This window comes from Actinoallomurus acanthiterrae (genome assembly GCF_054775715.1).
Genome location: NZ_BAAHCO010000001.1, coordinates 1578921 through 1593342 on the forward strand (window position 1 = coordinate 1578921; position 14422 = coordinate 1593342).

Consider the following 14422-nt stretch of genomic DNA (forward strand, 5'->3'; position numbering starts at 1 on the left):
CGGTCATGACGACCGCCGCGCAATCGCTCGACGCGCAGGCCGGCCCGGGGGCGGGCGCACTCGGTGCGCCCGCCACGCCGGGGCGGCGCGTCGTGAACGCTCTCCTCCACGACTGGGCCGCCCTCCTCAGCGCCGGGTTCCTCGCACTCGTGATCCTGATGGCGATCTGCGCTCCCCTGATCGCCATGCTCACCGGCCACGGGCCGACCGGGTTCGACACGTCCGCGATCAACGTCGACTCCGGCGGGCTGCCCAAGGACTCGTTCGGCGGGATCAGCGCCGGCCACCCGTTCGGGGTCGAGCCGCTGAACGGCCGCGACGTCCTGGCCCGCATCGCCTACGGCGCCCGCGTGTCGTTCCTCATCGCCGCGTCGGCGACCGTGCTCACCACGCTGCTCGGGGTGGTCTTCGGGATGCTCGCCGGCTACTGCGGCGGCTGGGTCGACCAGGCCGTCTCCCGGCTCATGGACTTCCTGATGGCCTTCCCGGCGCTGATCTTCATGATCGCGATCCTGTCGTCGCTGCCGGCGGGGAACCGGTCGTACCTGCTGATCGCGGTGATCAGCGGGTTCGGCTGGCCGTACCTCGCGCGGGTGGTGCGCGGGCAGACGCTGACGCTGGTCAACCGGGAGTTCGTCGAGGCGGCCCGCGCGTCGGGAGCGTCCACGAGCGCCCTGGTGTTCAAGGAGATCCTGCCGAATCTGCGCAACTCGCTCATCGTGATCACGACCCTCGCGGTGCCCGGCTACATCGGGACGGAGGCCGGGCTGTCCTTCCTCGGCGTGGGCGTCAGCCCGCCGACCCCCTCGTGGGGTCAGATGATCGCGGACTCGGTGAGCTGGTACGCCGTGGACCCGATGTACTTCGTGGTCCCGGGGCTCTTCCTGTTCCTCACGGTCCTGTCCCTGACCGTGCTCGGAGACCGGATCCGCGCCGCCACGGACGCGGGGGAGGCATCCTGATGGCCCGTTACCTCGCCGGCCGGATCGCCGGGCTCGTACTGATCCTCTTCCTGATCTGTCTCTTCACGTTCCTGATCTTCTTCAAGCTGTCGCCGGACCCGGCGCTGATGATCTGCGGCAAGACCTGCACGCCGGACCGGGTCCTGCAGATCCGTACGTCCCTCGGGCTGGACAAGCCGTTCCTCACGCAGTTCTCGGACTTCCTGAGCGGGCTGTTCACCGGGCGGGACTACGGGTCGGGCGCGAATCTGGTCCACTGTCCGGCACCGTGCCTCGGCTACTCGTTCCAGACGAACCAGTCGGTGTGGCAGATGGTCCTGGACCGCCTCCCGGTCAGCGCCACCGTCGCGGTCGGCGCGGCGGTGCTCTGGCTGGTCATCGGCGTCTCCGCCGGCCTGCTCAGCGCGGTCAAGGAGGGCACCTGGTGGGACCGGGCCGCGATGGGCCTGGCCCTGGGCGGCGCCAGCATCCCCAACTACGTCCTGGCGCTGGCCCTCCAGTACGTCCTCGTGGTCAAGCTGCAGATCCTGCCGTTCCCCTCGGCCGTGGGGTTCTCCGACGACCCGGTCGGGTGGTTCGAGTCGTACCTGATGCCGTGGGTCGTCCTGGCGACCGTGTACTCCTGCCTCTACGCCCGGTTGACGAGGACGAACGTCATCGAGACGCTGGCCGAGAACTTCATGCGGACGGCCCGGGCCAAGGGGCTTCCTCCCGGGCTCGTGCTGCGACGGCACGCGCTGCGGCCGGCCCTCACGCCGATCACCACGATCTTCGGGATGGACTTCGCCGCACTGCTGGGCGGCGCGCTCATCACCGAGAAGGTCTTCGGCCTCAACGGCGTCGGCAAGATGGCCGCCGACTCGATCGCCAAGAACGACCAGCCGGTGATCATGGCGGTCACCCTCCTCGCGGCGTTCTTCGTGGTGGTGGGCAACGTCGTGGTCGACCTCGTCTACACCGGACTCGACCCGAGAGTGAGGATCCGATGAGTGATCTGCTCGTCGTGGAGGACCTCACCGTGACGTTCCCGACCACGCGCGGGCCCGTGGACGTCGTCAAGGACGTGTCGTTCACCGTCGACAGGGAGGAGACGGTCGGCATCGTCGGCGAGTCCGGCTCCGGCAAGTCGATGACCAGCCTGGCCATCATGGGTCTGCTGCCGCGCGGGGCCCGGACGAAGGGCAGCATCCGGCTCGACGGCGTCGAACTGCTCGGCCGCACGGACCGGGAGATGCGCCGGATCCGGGGCGAGCAGGCTTCGATGATCTTCCAGGACCCGCTGTCGGCGCTGAACCCGTACTACACGGTCGGCCTGCAGATCGAAGAGATGTACCGGGCGCACCGGGGCGGCTCGCGGCGGGCGGCCGGGAAGGTCGTCGTCGAGGCGCTGGCGCAGGTCGGCATCCCCGAGCCGGACCGGCGGACGGGCCACTACCCCCACCAGTTCTCCGGCGGGCAGCGGCAGCGCATCATGATCGCGATGGCGCTCGTCTGCGCGCCCGCGCTGCTCATCGCCGACGAGCCGACCACCGCCCTGGACGTGACGGTGCAGGCCCAGATCCTGCGGCTGCTCGCCGACCTGCAGCGGCGGACGGGGACGGGGATGGTCTTCGTCACCCACGACCTCGCCGTGATCAGTTCGCTGGCGACGCGGGTGCTGGTGATGTGCCAGGGCGAGCAGGTGGAGTACGGAACCGCCGAGCAGATCTTCGCCGCGCCCGGGCACGACTACACGAGGATGCTGCTGGACAGCATCCCGCAGATCGACGACGACCTTCCGGCCGATGAGGTGAGTATGTGAGTGGGGACGTGCTGCTCAGCGCCCGCGACCTGACCAAACGGTTCACCACGCGCGGCCCGTACGGGCGCAGGAGCGAGTTCACCGCCGTGGACGGCATCGGCTTCGACGTGCGGCTGGGCGAGACCCTGGCCGTGGTCGGCGAGTCCGGCAGCGGCAAGTCCACCACCGCGCGGCTCGTCGCGAAGCTGATGGAGCCGAGCGCGGGCACGCTGCGGTTCGAGGGCGAGGACATCACCCGCGCCACGGGCGCGCGGCTCGCCCACTACCGCGCCAACGTGCAGGTCGTCTTCCAGGACCCGTTCTCCTCGCTCAACCCCCGGCACACCGTCGAGCGCATCCTGCTGGCGCCGCTGGACTATCAGGGGATCGCGCCGCCGGGCGGCCGCCGCGCGTTCGCGAGGGAGCTGATGGAGCGCGTCGGCCTCGACCCCGACCACGCGCAGCGGTATCCCGCGCAGTTCTCCGGAGGCCAGGCCCAGCGGATCGGCATCGCCCGCGCGCTCGCCGTCGGCCCGAAGCTGGTGATCTGCGACGAGGCGGTCTCCGCGCTGGACGTGTCCGTCCAGGCACAGGTCATCGAGTTGCTGATGGGCCTGCAGCGGGAGAGCGGCTTCAGCTACATCTTCATCGCGCACGACCTGGCCGTCGTCCGGCGAATCGCGCAACAGGTGGCGGTCATGAACAAGGGGAAGATCGTCGAGAAGGGGCCGTGCCACCAGGTCTTCGATCATCCCCAGGACGCCTACACCCAGGCCCTGCTGGCCGCGATCCCACGGATCAACCCGGACTGGAACCGCAGGCGGAAGGGCGTTCAATGAGCGTGACGTACACGATCCCGGGCCTTCACGTGCGCGAGCACGTCGCCGACGTCCCACTCGACTGGTCCGACCCCGGGCGCGGCACGATCGAGATCTTCTGCCGCGAGCTCGCCGACCCGGTACGCGCGGGCGAGGATCTGCCCTGCCTGGTCTACCTCCAGGGCGGACCCGGGGGAAAGGGCCCGCGCCCGCTCGCCGCGGACGGGTGGCTCGGCCAGGCGTTGAAGACCCATCGGGTGATCCTGGTGGACCAGCGCGGCACCGGCCGCAGCACCAGGATCGACGGCCGGCGGATGAGCGCGTTCGCGACCGCCGAGGAGGGCGCGGACTTCCTCGCGTGCTTCCGGGCCGACTCGATCGTGGCCGACCACGAACACCTGCGCAAGACCGTCTTCGGCGGCAGGCGCTGGTCCACGCTCGGGCAGTCGTACGGCGGCTTCCTCACGATGACGTACCTGTCCACGGCGCCCGAGGGCCTGAGCGCGTGCCACGTCACCGGCGGCCTGCCCGGCCTCGACCCGTCGGCCGCCGAGGTGTACCGGCGCACATACCCGCGGGTCGAGGCGAAGAACCGGGAGTTCTACCGGCGCTATCCACAGCAGGTCGAGCACGTCGGCCGCATCGCCGACCGCCTGTCCGAGGGCGACGTGCTGCTGCCCGACGGCGACGTGCTGACGGTCCGGCGGTTGCAGTCGCTCGGCATCGACTTCGGCATGAAGCCCGGCTACGAGCGGATGCACTGGCTGCTCGACGAGGCGTTCAACGGGGACGAGCTGTCGGCGGTGTTCCTGCACGGCGTGCTGGCCCGGTCGTCCTACAGCGACGGCCCGCTGTTCGCCGCCTTGCAGGAGAGCATCTACGGGCACGGCGCGGGCGCGACCGGGTGGGCGGCGCAGGCCGAGCGGGCCGGGCACCCGCGGTTCGCGGAGGACGCCAGGCCGCTGCTGTTCACCGGGGAGATGATCTACCCCTGGATGTTCCAGGAGATCTCCGAGCTGCGCCCGTTCCGCGGGGCGGTCGAACTGCTGGCCGCCCGCGCGGAATGGCCGGAGCTCTACGACCTCGACCGGCTGGCGGCCAACGAGATCCCGGTCGTCGCCGCCGTCTACCACGACGACATGTACGTGGACGCTGGCCTGCAACTGGACACCGCCGCCCGCGTCGGCAACACCCGGGTCTGGGTCACGAACGAGTACGAACACGACGGCATCGGCGACGACCGGGTCTTCGCGCGCTTGACCGAGATGATCCGCGAGACAGGAGGAGGAATCACCAATGAGTGAGGGCAGGCCCCCGAAGCTGAAAGAGATCCCCGCGTTCGTCGAGTACATGGGCACGGGCTGGGACACTCCCGACCGCACCCCGCAGGTCGTCCCCGGCGCCGCCGAGGCCGCGGCCGCCCACCGGGACCGCCTCGCCGCCGCCCTCCCCGGCCGGACCATCGTGCTGGCCGCCGGCGAGGCCCCCGTCCGCAGCAACGACACGACGTACGACTTCCGCCCGGACAGCGACTTCTACTGGGTGACGGGCTGCTCGATCGAGAACGCCGTCGTCGTGCTCCACGGCGCCGACGCCACCCTCTACGTACCGCCGCCCGCCTATCCCGGCGAGCCGGATTTCTTCTCCGACGCCCGGTACGGCGAACTGTGGGTCGGATCCGCGCCGGGGCCGGCGGACTGGGCGCGGGTCCTGGGCATCGACGTCCTGCCCCTCTCGGAGCTCTCCGAGGACGTGACCGTCGACGAGGAGGCCGGCCGGACGCTGGCCGAGCTGCGCATGTTCAAGGACCCCTGGGAGGTCGGGCAACTGCGCGAGGCGGTGGACCGCACCGTCGAGGGCTTCGCCGCGGTCGTCCGGGAGATCCCGGCCGCGGTCGCCGGGCCGGGAGAACGGTGGCTGCAGGGCACCTTCGACCGGTACGCCCGCGCGTACGGAAACGGCCCCGGCTATGCCACGATCGTCGGCAGCGGCCCGCACGCGCCCACCCTGCACTGGGTGCGCTGCGACGGCCCGGTGCTCCCGGACGCGCTGGTCCTGCTCGACATGGGCGTCGAGGTCCGCAGCCACTACACCGCCGACGTCACCCGGACGTTCCCCGCCTCCGGCCGGTTCTCCGCCGCCCAGCGGCAGGTGCACGACCTGGTCGAGAAGGCCCACCGGGCGGGGATGGCGGCGGTGGCCCCGGGCCGCCGGTTCTCCGACTTCCACCACGCGGCCATGGAAGTGATCGCGCACGGCCTGGCCGACTGGGGACTGCTGCCGGTCTCCGTGGACGAGGCGCTGTCCGACACGGGCCAGCACCACCGCCGCTACCTGGTGTGCGGCGTCGGCCACCACCTGGGCCTGGACGTGCACGACTGCGCTCAGATCAGTAGGGACGCCCACCAGGACGCCGTCATCGCACCCGATATGGTGCTCACCGTCGAACCCGGCCTGTACTTCCACGCCCACGACCGGACCGTGCCGCCGGAGCTGCGGGGGATCGGTGCGCGGATCGAGGACGACCTGCTGGTCGTGTCCGACGGCGCGGAGGTCCTGTCCGGTGCTCTTCCCCTGGACGCCGACGGCCTGGAGAAGTGGATGGCGGGTCAATGAGCTATCGGCCTGTCGCTCCCCACGTGAGCGACAGGCCGGTCGCGGCCCGCTCGGTGCCGATCTCCATCATGCTGCCGAGGATGGTGGCGTGGTCGTCGACGATGGCGGTGCCGTCGATCAGGTAGGTGATCCGGTCGCTGGTGAAGACCGGGCTGCCCGCCGGCTCCTTCAGGTGCTCCGCGAGAGCGGGCTCCAGCAGTCCGGGGCGGATCGCCTCCGAGGCGCGCGCCACGGCGACACCGGCGTCGGCGAGGGCGCCGTACAGGGAGACGCCGGTGAAGTCCCGGTCGCGGACCTGCTCGGCGTACGGCTGCCGGATCCAGGAGACCTGGTGGATCGCCGGACGCCCGGCGAACTCCCGGAGCCGCTCCAGCCGGAGCGCGGTCTCGCCGGGACGGCTGCGCAGCCGCGCGGCGACCCGGGCCGGCGCCCGGCGCACGGACCGGCCGAGCACGACGGTGCGCACCTCGTGCCCCTGCTCCCGCAGATCGTCGGCGAAGCTCCGGAGCGAGCCGAGCGCCAGGTGTGGCGGCGCGACGAACGTGCCCCGGCCCGGCCGCTGCACGATCAGCCCCTCGTCGCTGAGCCGGCGCAGCGCCTGGCGGAGGGTCATGAGGGTGACCCCGTATGAGGCGCTCAGCTCGCGCTGCGGCGGGAGCGCCTCGCCGGGGGCGTAGTGGCCCGCCTTGATCTTCGCGGCGAGGTCGGCGGCGATGGTGCGGTACCTCGCCTCCTGGCCGGTGTCGCGGGCCATCGCCCTCCCTTGTGAACGGGTCAGGTCTCCTGGTCGAGTGCTCGGCGAATCTTAGCCAGGAAGGCGCCGACGGGGCGCGGGCCGGACCCGTCGAGCACCTGCCGCATCAGCGCCGCGCCGATGACGACGCCGTCGGCGCCACGGCCGGCCGCCACCGCCTGCTCCGGAGTCGAGATGCCGAACCCGAGGAGCACCGGCCGGTCCGTGTTCTCCTTGATCCGCCCGGCCAGGGCCGTCGCCGACTCGGCGAGCGCGGCCCGCTCGCCGGTCGTGCCCATCAGCGACACGGCGTAGACGAAGCCGCGGCTGCGGCGGCCGATCCGCGCCAACCGGGGTTCCGGGGTCGCCGGGGAGGCGAGCAGGGCCAGGTCGACGCCTGCGGCGGCCGCCACGTCGGTCAGCTCGTCGGCCTCGTCGAGTGGCAGGTCCGGCACGATCAGCCCGGTGATCCCGGCCTCCCGCAGCGCCGCGCAGAACGCCTCCGGCCCGTCCCGCAGGACCAGGTTGTAGTACGTGCTGGCGACCAGAGGCACGGCCGGTTCGCCCAGGCGGGCGACGTCGGCGAGGATCCCGCGCACCGTGGCCCCGCGCGCCAGCGCCGCGTGCGAAGCCTCCTGGATGGTGACGCCGTCGAGGGTGGGGTCGGAGAACGGCAGCCCGACCTCGATCGCGTCGGCGCCGGCCTCGGCGAACGCCCGCAGGTGGTCCGTCCAGCCCGGCGTGATCCCCCCGGTCAGAAAGGGCATGAGCAGCGTACGGCCGCCGTCCCGGCGGTCCCGCAGGTGCCTCTCGAGTGAGCCGAGGGCCATCGTCCGGTTCACTTCATCACCTCCATGAGGGTCGAGATGTCCTTGTCGCCGCGGCCGGACAGCGTGAGGAGGACCGTCGCACCGGAGGGCAGCTCGCCCTCGCCTGCGGCGCGGATCACCCAGGCGACGGCGTGCGCGGACTCGAGCGCGGGGACGATCCCCTCCGTACGGGCGAGGCGCACCGCCGCGTCGACCACCTCCTCGTCGGTGACCGTGACGTACCGGGCCCGGCCGAGGTCGCGCAGGTGGGCGTGCTCCGGCCCGACCCCCGGGTAGTCCAGCCCGGCGGCGATGGAGTGCGCCTCGGTGATCTGGCCGTCGTCATCCTGCAGGAACAGCGAGCGGAAGCCGTGCAGCACGCCGGTCCGGCCGTTGGTCGCGCCGGAGCCGCCTTCGGCCTCGACGCCGACGAGCCGGGCCGGGCCGTCGGCGAAACCGGCGAACGTGCCCGCGGCGTTGGACCCTCCACCGACACAGGCCACGACGTAGTCGGGCGCGCCGGCGGCGAGCTCGGCGGCGCACTGCCCACGCGCCTCGTCGCCGATGACCCGCTGGAACTCTCGGACCATCCACGGGTACGGGTGGGGCCCGACGACGGACCCCATGCAGTAGTGAGAGTCCTCGAGCGCCCCGACCCAGTGGCGCATCGCCTCACTCGTGGCGTCCTTGAGCGTCCGGCTGCCGGTCGTCACCGGGATCACTTCGGCGCCGAGCAGGCGCATCCGGAAGACGTTCAGCGCCTGCCGTTCGATGTCGCGTTCGCCCATGAAGACGGTGGCCCGCAGGCCGAGCAGGGCGGCGGCGGTCGCGGTGGCCACCCCGTGCTGCCCGGCGCCCGTCTCCGCGATCAATCGGGTCCGGCCCATCCGGACGGCCAGCAGCGCCTGCCCCATGACATTGTTGATCTTGTGTGAGCCGGTGTGGGCCAGGTCCTCGCGTTTGAGCAGGAGGTCGATGCCCAGCTCGGCGGACAGCCGCCGGGCCCGGGTCAGCGGCGTCGGGCGGCCGACGTGCTCGGCCAGCAGCGCCGCGAGGGCCGCGCGGAACGCCGGATCGGCCCACGCGGCGCGGAAGGCCTCCTCGACCTGCCCGCACGCCGCCACCAGCGACTCCGGCACGTACCGTCCGCCGTGGTCGCCGAACCTGCCACGCGGCCCCGGATCGCTCATCGTCGTGGGCCGCGCCACCGCCTCCCGCGGCGCTCGCACCCGTACGTCCGTCACCATGCCCGCCTCCTCATGAGTTATATATCTCTGCGCGAGAGTTCTATAACTGTGACACAGGGTGCGGCGGACGCGCCAGCCCGTTTCGGGCAGCGCGGAGTTCGGGAAAGGGTGCCGTGGCGCGAGAGAAGTTGTCCACGGGCTGTGGATAACTTCTGTGGACGACCCCTGTGGATGACGCGAAATCCCAGGTCAAAGGCCGTAAAAGGCGACGTGAGCCCGCCCGGTGCCGGGGTTCGTCAGTGCGGTGGGTGGCCGCGTTCCGGGTCGTCGGGGACGGGCAGGCCGTGCTGGCGCAGCCGCGCCTGCCGGATGTCGGTCGCGTTGATGGCGACGACGAAGGTGCTGCTCAGCAGTGCGAGGGCGGCGACGGCCAGCCGGATGCCCCATTCGGCGGGGAGCAGTGCGAGCAGCACGCAGATCGGGAACATGAGAACGAGGTGGCGGGCCATCATGCGGCCACGCCACCCCGCGTCGGTCAGGTCGTGCCGGACCCAGCTCCGGTTCTCCGGAGGGAGCCGGAATCCGACGGTGTACAGGGCCCTCCGGAGGAGCGTCGGGTCACCCGGCAGCCGGGTCAGTGGGGGCCTCCATCACCAGTCGCCCCCGCCGCCGAAGTCACCGCCCCCATCGAAGCCGCCGAAGTCGCCGCCGCCGATGTCGAAGCCACCGTCACCGCCGTCTCCACCGCCGCCGAAGCCCCAGCCGCCGTCGTCGTTGCCGGCGTCGTAGCCGGCCGCGTAACCCGCGTCGTACCCACCGTGCCCGCCGAAGCCACCGCTGAACATCGAACCCAGGGCCGTGCCGATGAGCAGGCCACCGAGCATGTCTCCGCCGCCGAAGCCGGAGTAGTAGCCACCGGCGTACGGCGCGTACGCCGGTCCGGCGTCCCAGTACGGGCGCTGGTAACCGCCGACCGTGACCATGCGGGCGTCCGGGTTCTGGCCGGACAGCACCGCCTGCGCGTCGGCGGCGCAGGCCGGGACCTCCCGGGGCGCGCCGCCCGGGGGCGCCCACATGACGTCCTGCACCGACGGGCCGTGCTGCGGGTTGAAGAAGCAGGGCGCGCGCCGCTCGGGCACCGGCCGGCCGTCGAGGCGGGCCCGTACCGCGGTCATGTAGAAGCGGCCGTCCTCGAGAGCCTTGGTGACGTTGCGCATGTCCTCCGGCCGGCGCGCCGAGTCGGCGGCCGCCTTGGCCTGGTCGTAGGAGTCCATGGCCCGCTGGTAGTCGTCCCGGGCGGCCGAGTCGAGGCTCGGGTCCATGACGTTGAGGTTGAGCGCGGTGATGTCCTCGCCGAGCCGGGTGACGTCCTCGTAGACGCTGTCCTTGAGCTCGGCCAGCTGCCTGGCCTCCCGCTCCCGGCGCCGCTTGCGGGCGACGAAGATCAGGCCCACGATGCCCGCGACGATGAGCACCAGGACGCCGAGCACGACGAACCCGGCCGTCGCCGAGCCGGACTTCTTGTCCGCGACCGCCTTGTCGAACTGCTTGTTCAGGTTGAGCAGCAGGTCCTTGAGGTTGGAGGAGTCACCCCGTGCCTGGGACACCAACGTCTTGATCTTGTCGCTGCCCAGGCCCTCGTGGGACCCCGCGAGGACCCGCGTTCCGGTGCCGTCGAGCAGGATCAGGGTGCCCTTCTTGCCCAGGGCGGTATCGAGTTGGCGCAGGCCGGCGGTGGTGACCCGATTCTGCTTCACGACAGCCATCCGGACCGTCGACTTGTCGTCCTTGAGCGCGCTGACCACGCTCTGCTGGTCCGAGCTCGACATCGTCGCACCGGCGTCCTTGGACAGGTAGAACCCCTGGCTCTTCAAGCCATGGACCACGTCCTGGAAACCATCGGCGCTCGCCGGCGCGGCGAACGCGAACAACAACGCGACGACGGCAGCCACCGCGGCGGGAATCGTCGAACGGCGAAGCTTCATGGCGGCCTTCATGTGATCAGTGTGAATGCTACGAATAGCTTGGACGAACCAGCGGTCAGGATGGTTCCTTGCGCGCCGAGAGATCACCGCGTAGCACCCGGTGCACCAGGCCGTCCCTGAGCTGACCGTAACCGGTCGCTGACCACACGCTACCCTCCGGATCCACTTCGTAGTAGGGGACTTCGCCGTCGAAGAGCACGTCGGGGGCGTCGTGGTCCCGCACCGCCTTCGCGCAGGCCGCGCAGGCCCGTACGTCGATCCGGTCGCGGCCGCCGACGGCCCGCCACCTCACGGGCACGCGGCCGTCGCCGTGCAGGGGGTTGAAGAAGCACAGCGGGCTGGGCCGCAGGGCCTTCCCCCGCCGGGCGGCCTCGTACGCGTCGCGTCCCATGTCGATGAGCACCAGAGCCCCGGCCAGCCCCGGCACGGTCCGGTCCGTGTCGAGGACCTTCCCGGCCGCCGCGTACGCGTCGAGGGCGCGCTGGAGAAGGTCCGCGTCGCCTCGCGCGTCCTCCAGGGACTCGCCGAGCCGGATCAGCTCGGCGGTGGCGTGCTCGCGCAGCTCGGCGGCCGACCGCGCGGTGGTCGCCGCGGGCCGCCGGACCGCCGCGGTGTCGATCTCCGCCATCCGACGGCGCCGCCACAGGAGTAGAGCGGCGACGCCGGACAGCGCGACCGCCCCGCCGCCCACGACGTACGGGAGGGCTCCGCCGTTCCCGCTCCGCCGGGGCGGCTTCGGCTCTCCGCCGTCGTGGTCCAGAGCGTCGGCCTGCTTCCGGTACGCGGCATGCGCCTGACCACTGGCCATGAGCTGGACACAGCGGATCAGCCGGTCCGTCAGCGACGCGCTGTCCATGGTGCGATCGAGGGAGACGGCGCCGGCCGCCTCGATGGCGTCGCGGTCGACGCCGTACTCGTACGCGCGGATCCGGCCCGGCGACTCCGCGTCCAGGGTGAGGTAGACGCCGTCCCGGCCGAGCCGGCGGTGCACGTCGTCGGCGAGATGATCGGAGTCCGGCCACGTGCCGCCCGGCACCAGCGGGACGATCACCGCGAACACCGGCATCGGCGCCCGCTTGATCACGTCGAGGAGCCGTTCGGGTCGCGGGACCGCCGAGGCCAGCGACGGGTCGACGTAGACCGGCGACCGCCGTAGCGCCGCCGCGATCCGGCCCGCCTCACTCATCGAGGATCCTTCCCACCAGGTCGCCGAACTGGCCGTACCCGGTCTCCGCCCAGACCGTCGCACGCTCGTAGTAGGGCCGCCCGTCGTCGAGCAGTACGTCCGGAACCTCCCGGTCGCGTACGGCCCGGGCGCATCGCGGGCAGACCCGCACGTCACGCCTCGTACGCGTGCCGGGGGAACGCCACGTGACCGCGATCGCGCCCTCACCGTGCCGCGGATCGAAATAGCACAGCGGTGAAGCGTCCCGCTGCGTCCGGCCGAGGTGAACGAGTACGAGCACGCCCGCCAGGTCGGCGAGCGATTCGGCCCGGTCGAGCGCCTTACCCGCCGCGGTGTAGGCGTCCAGAGCACGGCCGAGCTCGGACGGATCGCCCTCGGCGTCGTCGAGCAGCTCGCCCAGCGCGATCACGTCCTGCTCGGCGCGGGCCCGCAGCTCGTCCTCGTCCGCGCGCCGCGCCGTACCGAACACCCGGTGCGGCAGGGCGAGCCGGTCGTGCGCGGCGCGCGCCCGCCGACGGCGCAGCAGCCACACCAGCGCCCCGCCGCCCGCCAGCACCGCCGCCGCGACCGCGACGGGTATGCCGACGGGCGTGCCGTCGTCGTGACGGACGCCCCGCGGAGCGGGCGACCTCGTTCGCGTCGGAGCGCCGGGCGGGCCCGGCGGGAACGCCTCGTCGTGAGCCTTGTCGTACGCCTCGGTGCCCTTGCCCGTCGCGATCAGCTCGACGCAGCGATCGAGCCGGTCGGCGAGAGAGGACTTGTCGTACCGCCGATCGAGGGACATCGCCCACCCGGCGTCATGGGCCGACCGCCGCTGCTCATCGGTCCCGCCCCACATCACGACGTCGAACACGTCGCCGAAGTCGGTGTCGAGCGTGACGTACGCGCCGTCCCGGCCCAGGTGCGACCGGACGACGGTGGTGACCTGCTCCGAGCTCTGCCAGGTCCCACCGGCGACGAGCGGCACCAGGACCACGTAGATCGGGATCGGGGATCGCCGGATCCGCTTCGCCAGCCACTCCTGGCGCGCCGCCGGCAGCGCCCCCTCGTACGCCGGATCGACGTACACGGGGGAGCGCCGGAGCGCTGCGGCGATCGCGACTCCGTCACTCGACACCGAGGTACTCCAGAACGTCTTCGGGAAGGTTCGCGTGCCGGCCCCGGATCCTCTCCCACAGACCGGGTGCCTGGTAGTAAGGGCGTTTCTCGCCGTCGATGATCAGCATGAGGGGCCGGCGTTCCTCCTTCGCGGCCTGCTGGCAGGCCGCGCACAGCGGCCGCCTGCGCTCCGGCAGCCCGGGCAGCCGGACCCGGACAGTCTCGGGCGCCGGGCCGTGCAGCGGGTCGACCATGCACCGCGGGTCCGGCGTCGCCGTGTCCGCCCGCAGCGCGTCCTGCCCGTCGAGCGCCAGCACGACCACCCCGAACAGGCTGCCCGGGTCGCTCCGCTCGTCGTACAGCAGCCGGGCCGCGTCGTAGTCGGCGGTCGCCCGGCCGCGGCCACGGTTGCCGCTCGCGTGACCGAGGGCCTCGGCCAGCCGGGTGAGCTCCGCGGCGGCCCTCCTCCGCAGCCTCCGCTGTGTGAAAGCGCGGGAGTCGCCGCGAACCGCCCGGCGCACCCCGACAAAGACCAGCCGCAAGATCAGCCACAGCGGCCACAGCACGATGACCGAAAAGATCAGTACCGGGAAGAAGACCTTCGCGAACTCGCCGGCCAACTTCGCGGTCGACGGCGTCTGGTGCCGTTCGTTCGGCTCCGGCGTACGGGGTGTCGGCGGCGTGGACGGCGCGGCCGACGGCGCGCGGGCGAACGCGTCGATGACCTCGCGCAGGCGCCCGGGCAGCGACGTGTCGCCGCTCGCGGCGCCGAGGTCGAGCGACGCCTTCCGCGGGACCTGGTAGGACGTCCAGTCCAGCTCGCCGTTCTGGTCGGCGACCAGGTAGACGCCGGGCCGGCCGAGGCGCCGGTGCAGCAGGTAGGTGAAGTAGTCGGCCTCACCGCCGGACTCGTCCTCGCGCAGCAGCGGCACGCCGACCAGGTAGATCGGGACGCCGGCCGCGCCGATCTGCTTCCCGAGGGCCGCCCGGTCGCGGGCGTCCAGCAGATACGAGACGTCCGGGTCGACGAAGACGGGCGACCGGCGCAACGCGGCGGCGATCCGGTCCAGGCGGTCGGTGCCCGCCGCCGACGCCGTCCCGGCTGCCGCCAGGAACGACAGGGCGAGCAGCCCCGCGGCGAGCGACCGGCTCATGGGCACGTGCGTCCACCGGCGCAGCAGGCGAGCGGCGGTCACCCGGCGCGCCGACGGGCGTGCGCGCGATGGCCCGCGCGTCGGCGAGGGTGGG

General features: G+C 72.2%; 14 protein-coding genes. 6 read left to right on the forward strand and 8 right to left on the reverse strand.

Features of this window, described 5'->3' with window-relative positions; all coding sequences use genetic code 11:
• Nucleotides 1–5: 5 nt before the first annotated feature.
• The 6 genes from ACYVF7_RS07885 to ACYVF7_RS07910 are packed head-to-tail and all read left to right on the forward strand — an operon-like array spanning nt 6 to nt 6176.
• Nucleotides 6–962 carry an ABC transporter permease gene (locus ACYVF7_RS07885; protein ID WP_460337065.1) on the forward strand — a complete coding sequence of 319 codons (957 nt, stop codon included), beginning with the start codon at nt 6–8 and terminating at the stop codon, nt 960–962.
• A complete protein-coding gene (locus ACYVF7_RS07890) occupies nt 962–1951 on the forward strand; it encodes an ABC transporter permease (protein ID WP_460337068.1) in 990 nt (329 codons plus the stop codon). The genes ACYVF7_RS07885 and ACYVF7_RS07890 overlap by 1 nt, the downstream gene beginning before the upstream one ends.
• A complete protein-coding gene (locus tag ACYVF7_RS07895; protein ID WP_460337071.1) occupies nt 1948–2763 on the forward strand; it encodes an ABC transporter ATP-binding protein in 816 nt (271 codons plus the stop codon). Before ACYVF7_RS07890 ends, ACYVF7_RS07895 begins: the two co-directional genes overlap by 4 nt.
• The gene (locus ACYVF7_RS07900; RefSeq protein WP_460337074.1) at nt 2760–3581 is read left to right on the forward strand and encodes an ATP-binding cassette domain-containing protein; all 822 of its coding nucleotides are present in this window, start codon (nt 2760–2762) and stop codon (nt 3579–3581) included. Before ACYVF7_RS07895 ends, ACYVF7_RS07900 begins: the two co-directional genes overlap by 4 nt.
• Nucleotides 3578–4864 carry an alpha/beta fold hydrolase gene (locus tag ACYVF7_RS07905; RefSeq protein WP_460337077.1) on the forward strand — a complete coding sequence of 429 codons (1287 nt, stop codon included), beginning with the start codon at nt 3578–3580 and terminating at the stop codon, nt 4862–4864. Before ACYVF7_RS07900 ends, ACYVF7_RS07905 begins: the two co-directional genes overlap by 4 nt.
• Nucleotides 4857–6176: an aminopeptidase P family protein gene (locus ACYVF7_RS07910; RefSeq protein ID WP_460337080.1), complete on the forward strand. Its 1320-nt coding sequence runs from the start codon at nt 4857–4859 to the stop codon at nt 6174–6176. Before ACYVF7_RS07905 ends, ACYVF7_RS07910 begins: the two co-directional genes overlap by 8 nt.
• 1 nt (nt 6177) lies before the next feature.
• Here ACYVF7_RS07910 and ACYVF7_RS07915 read toward each other — a convergent pair whose 3' ends face one another.
• From ACYVF7_RS07915 to ACYVF7_RS07950, 8 genes are all read right to left on the reverse strand, one after another.
• Nucleotides 6178–6930, reverse strand: a complete 753-nt coding sequence (locus tag ACYVF7_RS07915; RefSeq protein WP_460337083.1) for a GntR family transcriptional regulator — start codon at nt 6928–6930, stop codon at nt 6178–6180.
• Nucleotides 6931–6950: 20 nt separating this feature from the next.
• The gene (trpA, locus tag ACYVF7_RS07920) at nt 6951–7751 is read right to left on the reverse strand and encodes a tryptophan synthase subunit alpha (RefSeq protein ID WP_460337086.1); all 801 of its coding nucleotides are present in this window, start codon (nt 7749–7751) and stop codon (nt 6951–6953) included.
• Nucleotides 7748–8965: a tryptophan synthase subunit beta gene (trpB, locus tag ACYVF7_RS07925; RefSeq protein WP_460337089.1), complete on the reverse strand. Its 1218-nt coding sequence runs from the start codon at nt 8963–8965 to the stop codon at nt 7748–7750. The genes trpA and trpB overlap by 4 nt, the downstream gene beginning before the upstream one ends.
• A gap of 236 nt (nt 8966–9201) precedes the next feature.
• Nucleotides 9202–9543 carry a DUF5313 family protein gene (locus ACYVF7_RS07930; RefSeq protein WP_460357824.1) on the reverse strand — a complete coding sequence of 114 codons (342 nt, stop codon included), beginning with the start codon at nt 9541–9543 and terminating at the stop codon, nt 9202–9204.
• Between the two features lie 12 nt (nt 9544–9555).
• Nucleotides 9556–10902, reverse strand: coding sequence for a hypothetical protein (locus ACYVF7_RS07935; protein ID WP_460337092.1), 1347 nt, complete (start codon nt 10900–10902; stop codon nt 9556–9558).
• Between the two features lie 43 nt (nt 10903–10945).
• Nucleotides 10946–12076, reverse strand: coding sequence for a hypothetical protein (locus tag ACYVF7_RS07940; RefSeq protein ID WP_460337094.1), 1131 nt, complete (start codon nt 12074–12076; stop codon nt 10946–10948).
• Nucleotides 12069–13193, reverse strand: coding sequence for a hypothetical protein (locus tag ACYVF7_RS07945; protein WP_460337097.1), 1125 nt, complete (start codon nt 13191–13193; stop codon nt 12069–12071). The genes ACYVF7_RS07940 and ACYVF7_RS07945 overlap by 8 nt, the downstream gene beginning before the upstream one ends.
• Entirely contained in the window at nt 13183–14370 is a 1188-nt protein-coding gene (locus ACYVF7_RS07950) for a hypothetical protein (protein WP_460337098.1), read from the reverse strand. Before ACYVF7_RS07950 ends, ACYVF7_RS07945 begins: the two co-directional genes overlap by 11 nt.
• Nucleotides 14371–14422 lie beyond the last annotated feature (52 nt).

Excerpts from the sequence above, each read along its gene's own strand:
- ACYVF7_RS07940 (WP_460337094.1), bottom strand. The coding sequence starts at position 12,076 with ATGAGTGAGGCGGGCCGGATCGCGGCGGCGCTACGGCGGTCGCCGGTC.
- ACYVF7_RS07895 (WP_460337071.1), top strand. The coding sequence starts at position 1,948 with ATGAGTGATCTGCTCGTCGTGGAGGACCTCACCGTGACGTTCCCGACC.
- ACYVF7_RS07935 (WP_460337092.1), bottom strand. The coding sequence starts at position 10,902 with ATGAAGGCCGCCATGAAGCTTCGCCGTTCGACGATTCCCGCCGCGGTG.
- ACYVF7_RS07905 (WP_460337077.1), top strand. The coding sequence starts at position 3,578 with ATGAGCGTGACGTACACGATCCCGGGCCTTCACGTGCGCGAGCACGTC.
- trpB (WP_460337089.1), bottom strand. The coding sequence starts at position 8,965 with ATGGTGACGGACGTACGGGTGCGAGCGCCGCGGGAGGCGGTGGCGCGG.
- ACYVF7_RS07910 (WP_460337080.1), top strand. The coding sequence starts at position 4,857 with ATGAGTGAGGGCAGGCCCCCGAAGCTGAAAGAGATCCCCGCGTTCGTC.
- ACYVF7_RS07885 (WP_460337065.1), top strand. The coding sequence starts at position 6 with ATGACGACCGCCGCGCAATCGCTCGACGCGCAGGCCGGCCCGGGGGCG.
- ACYVF7_RS07915 (WP_460337083.1), bottom strand. The coding sequence starts at position 6,930 with ATGGCCCGCGACACCGGCCAGGAGGCGAGGTACCGCACCATCGCCGCC.
- ACYVF7_RS07890 (WP_460337068.1), top strand. The coding sequence starts at position 962 with ATGGCCCGTTACCTCGCCGGCCGGATCGCCGGGCTCGTACTGATCCTC.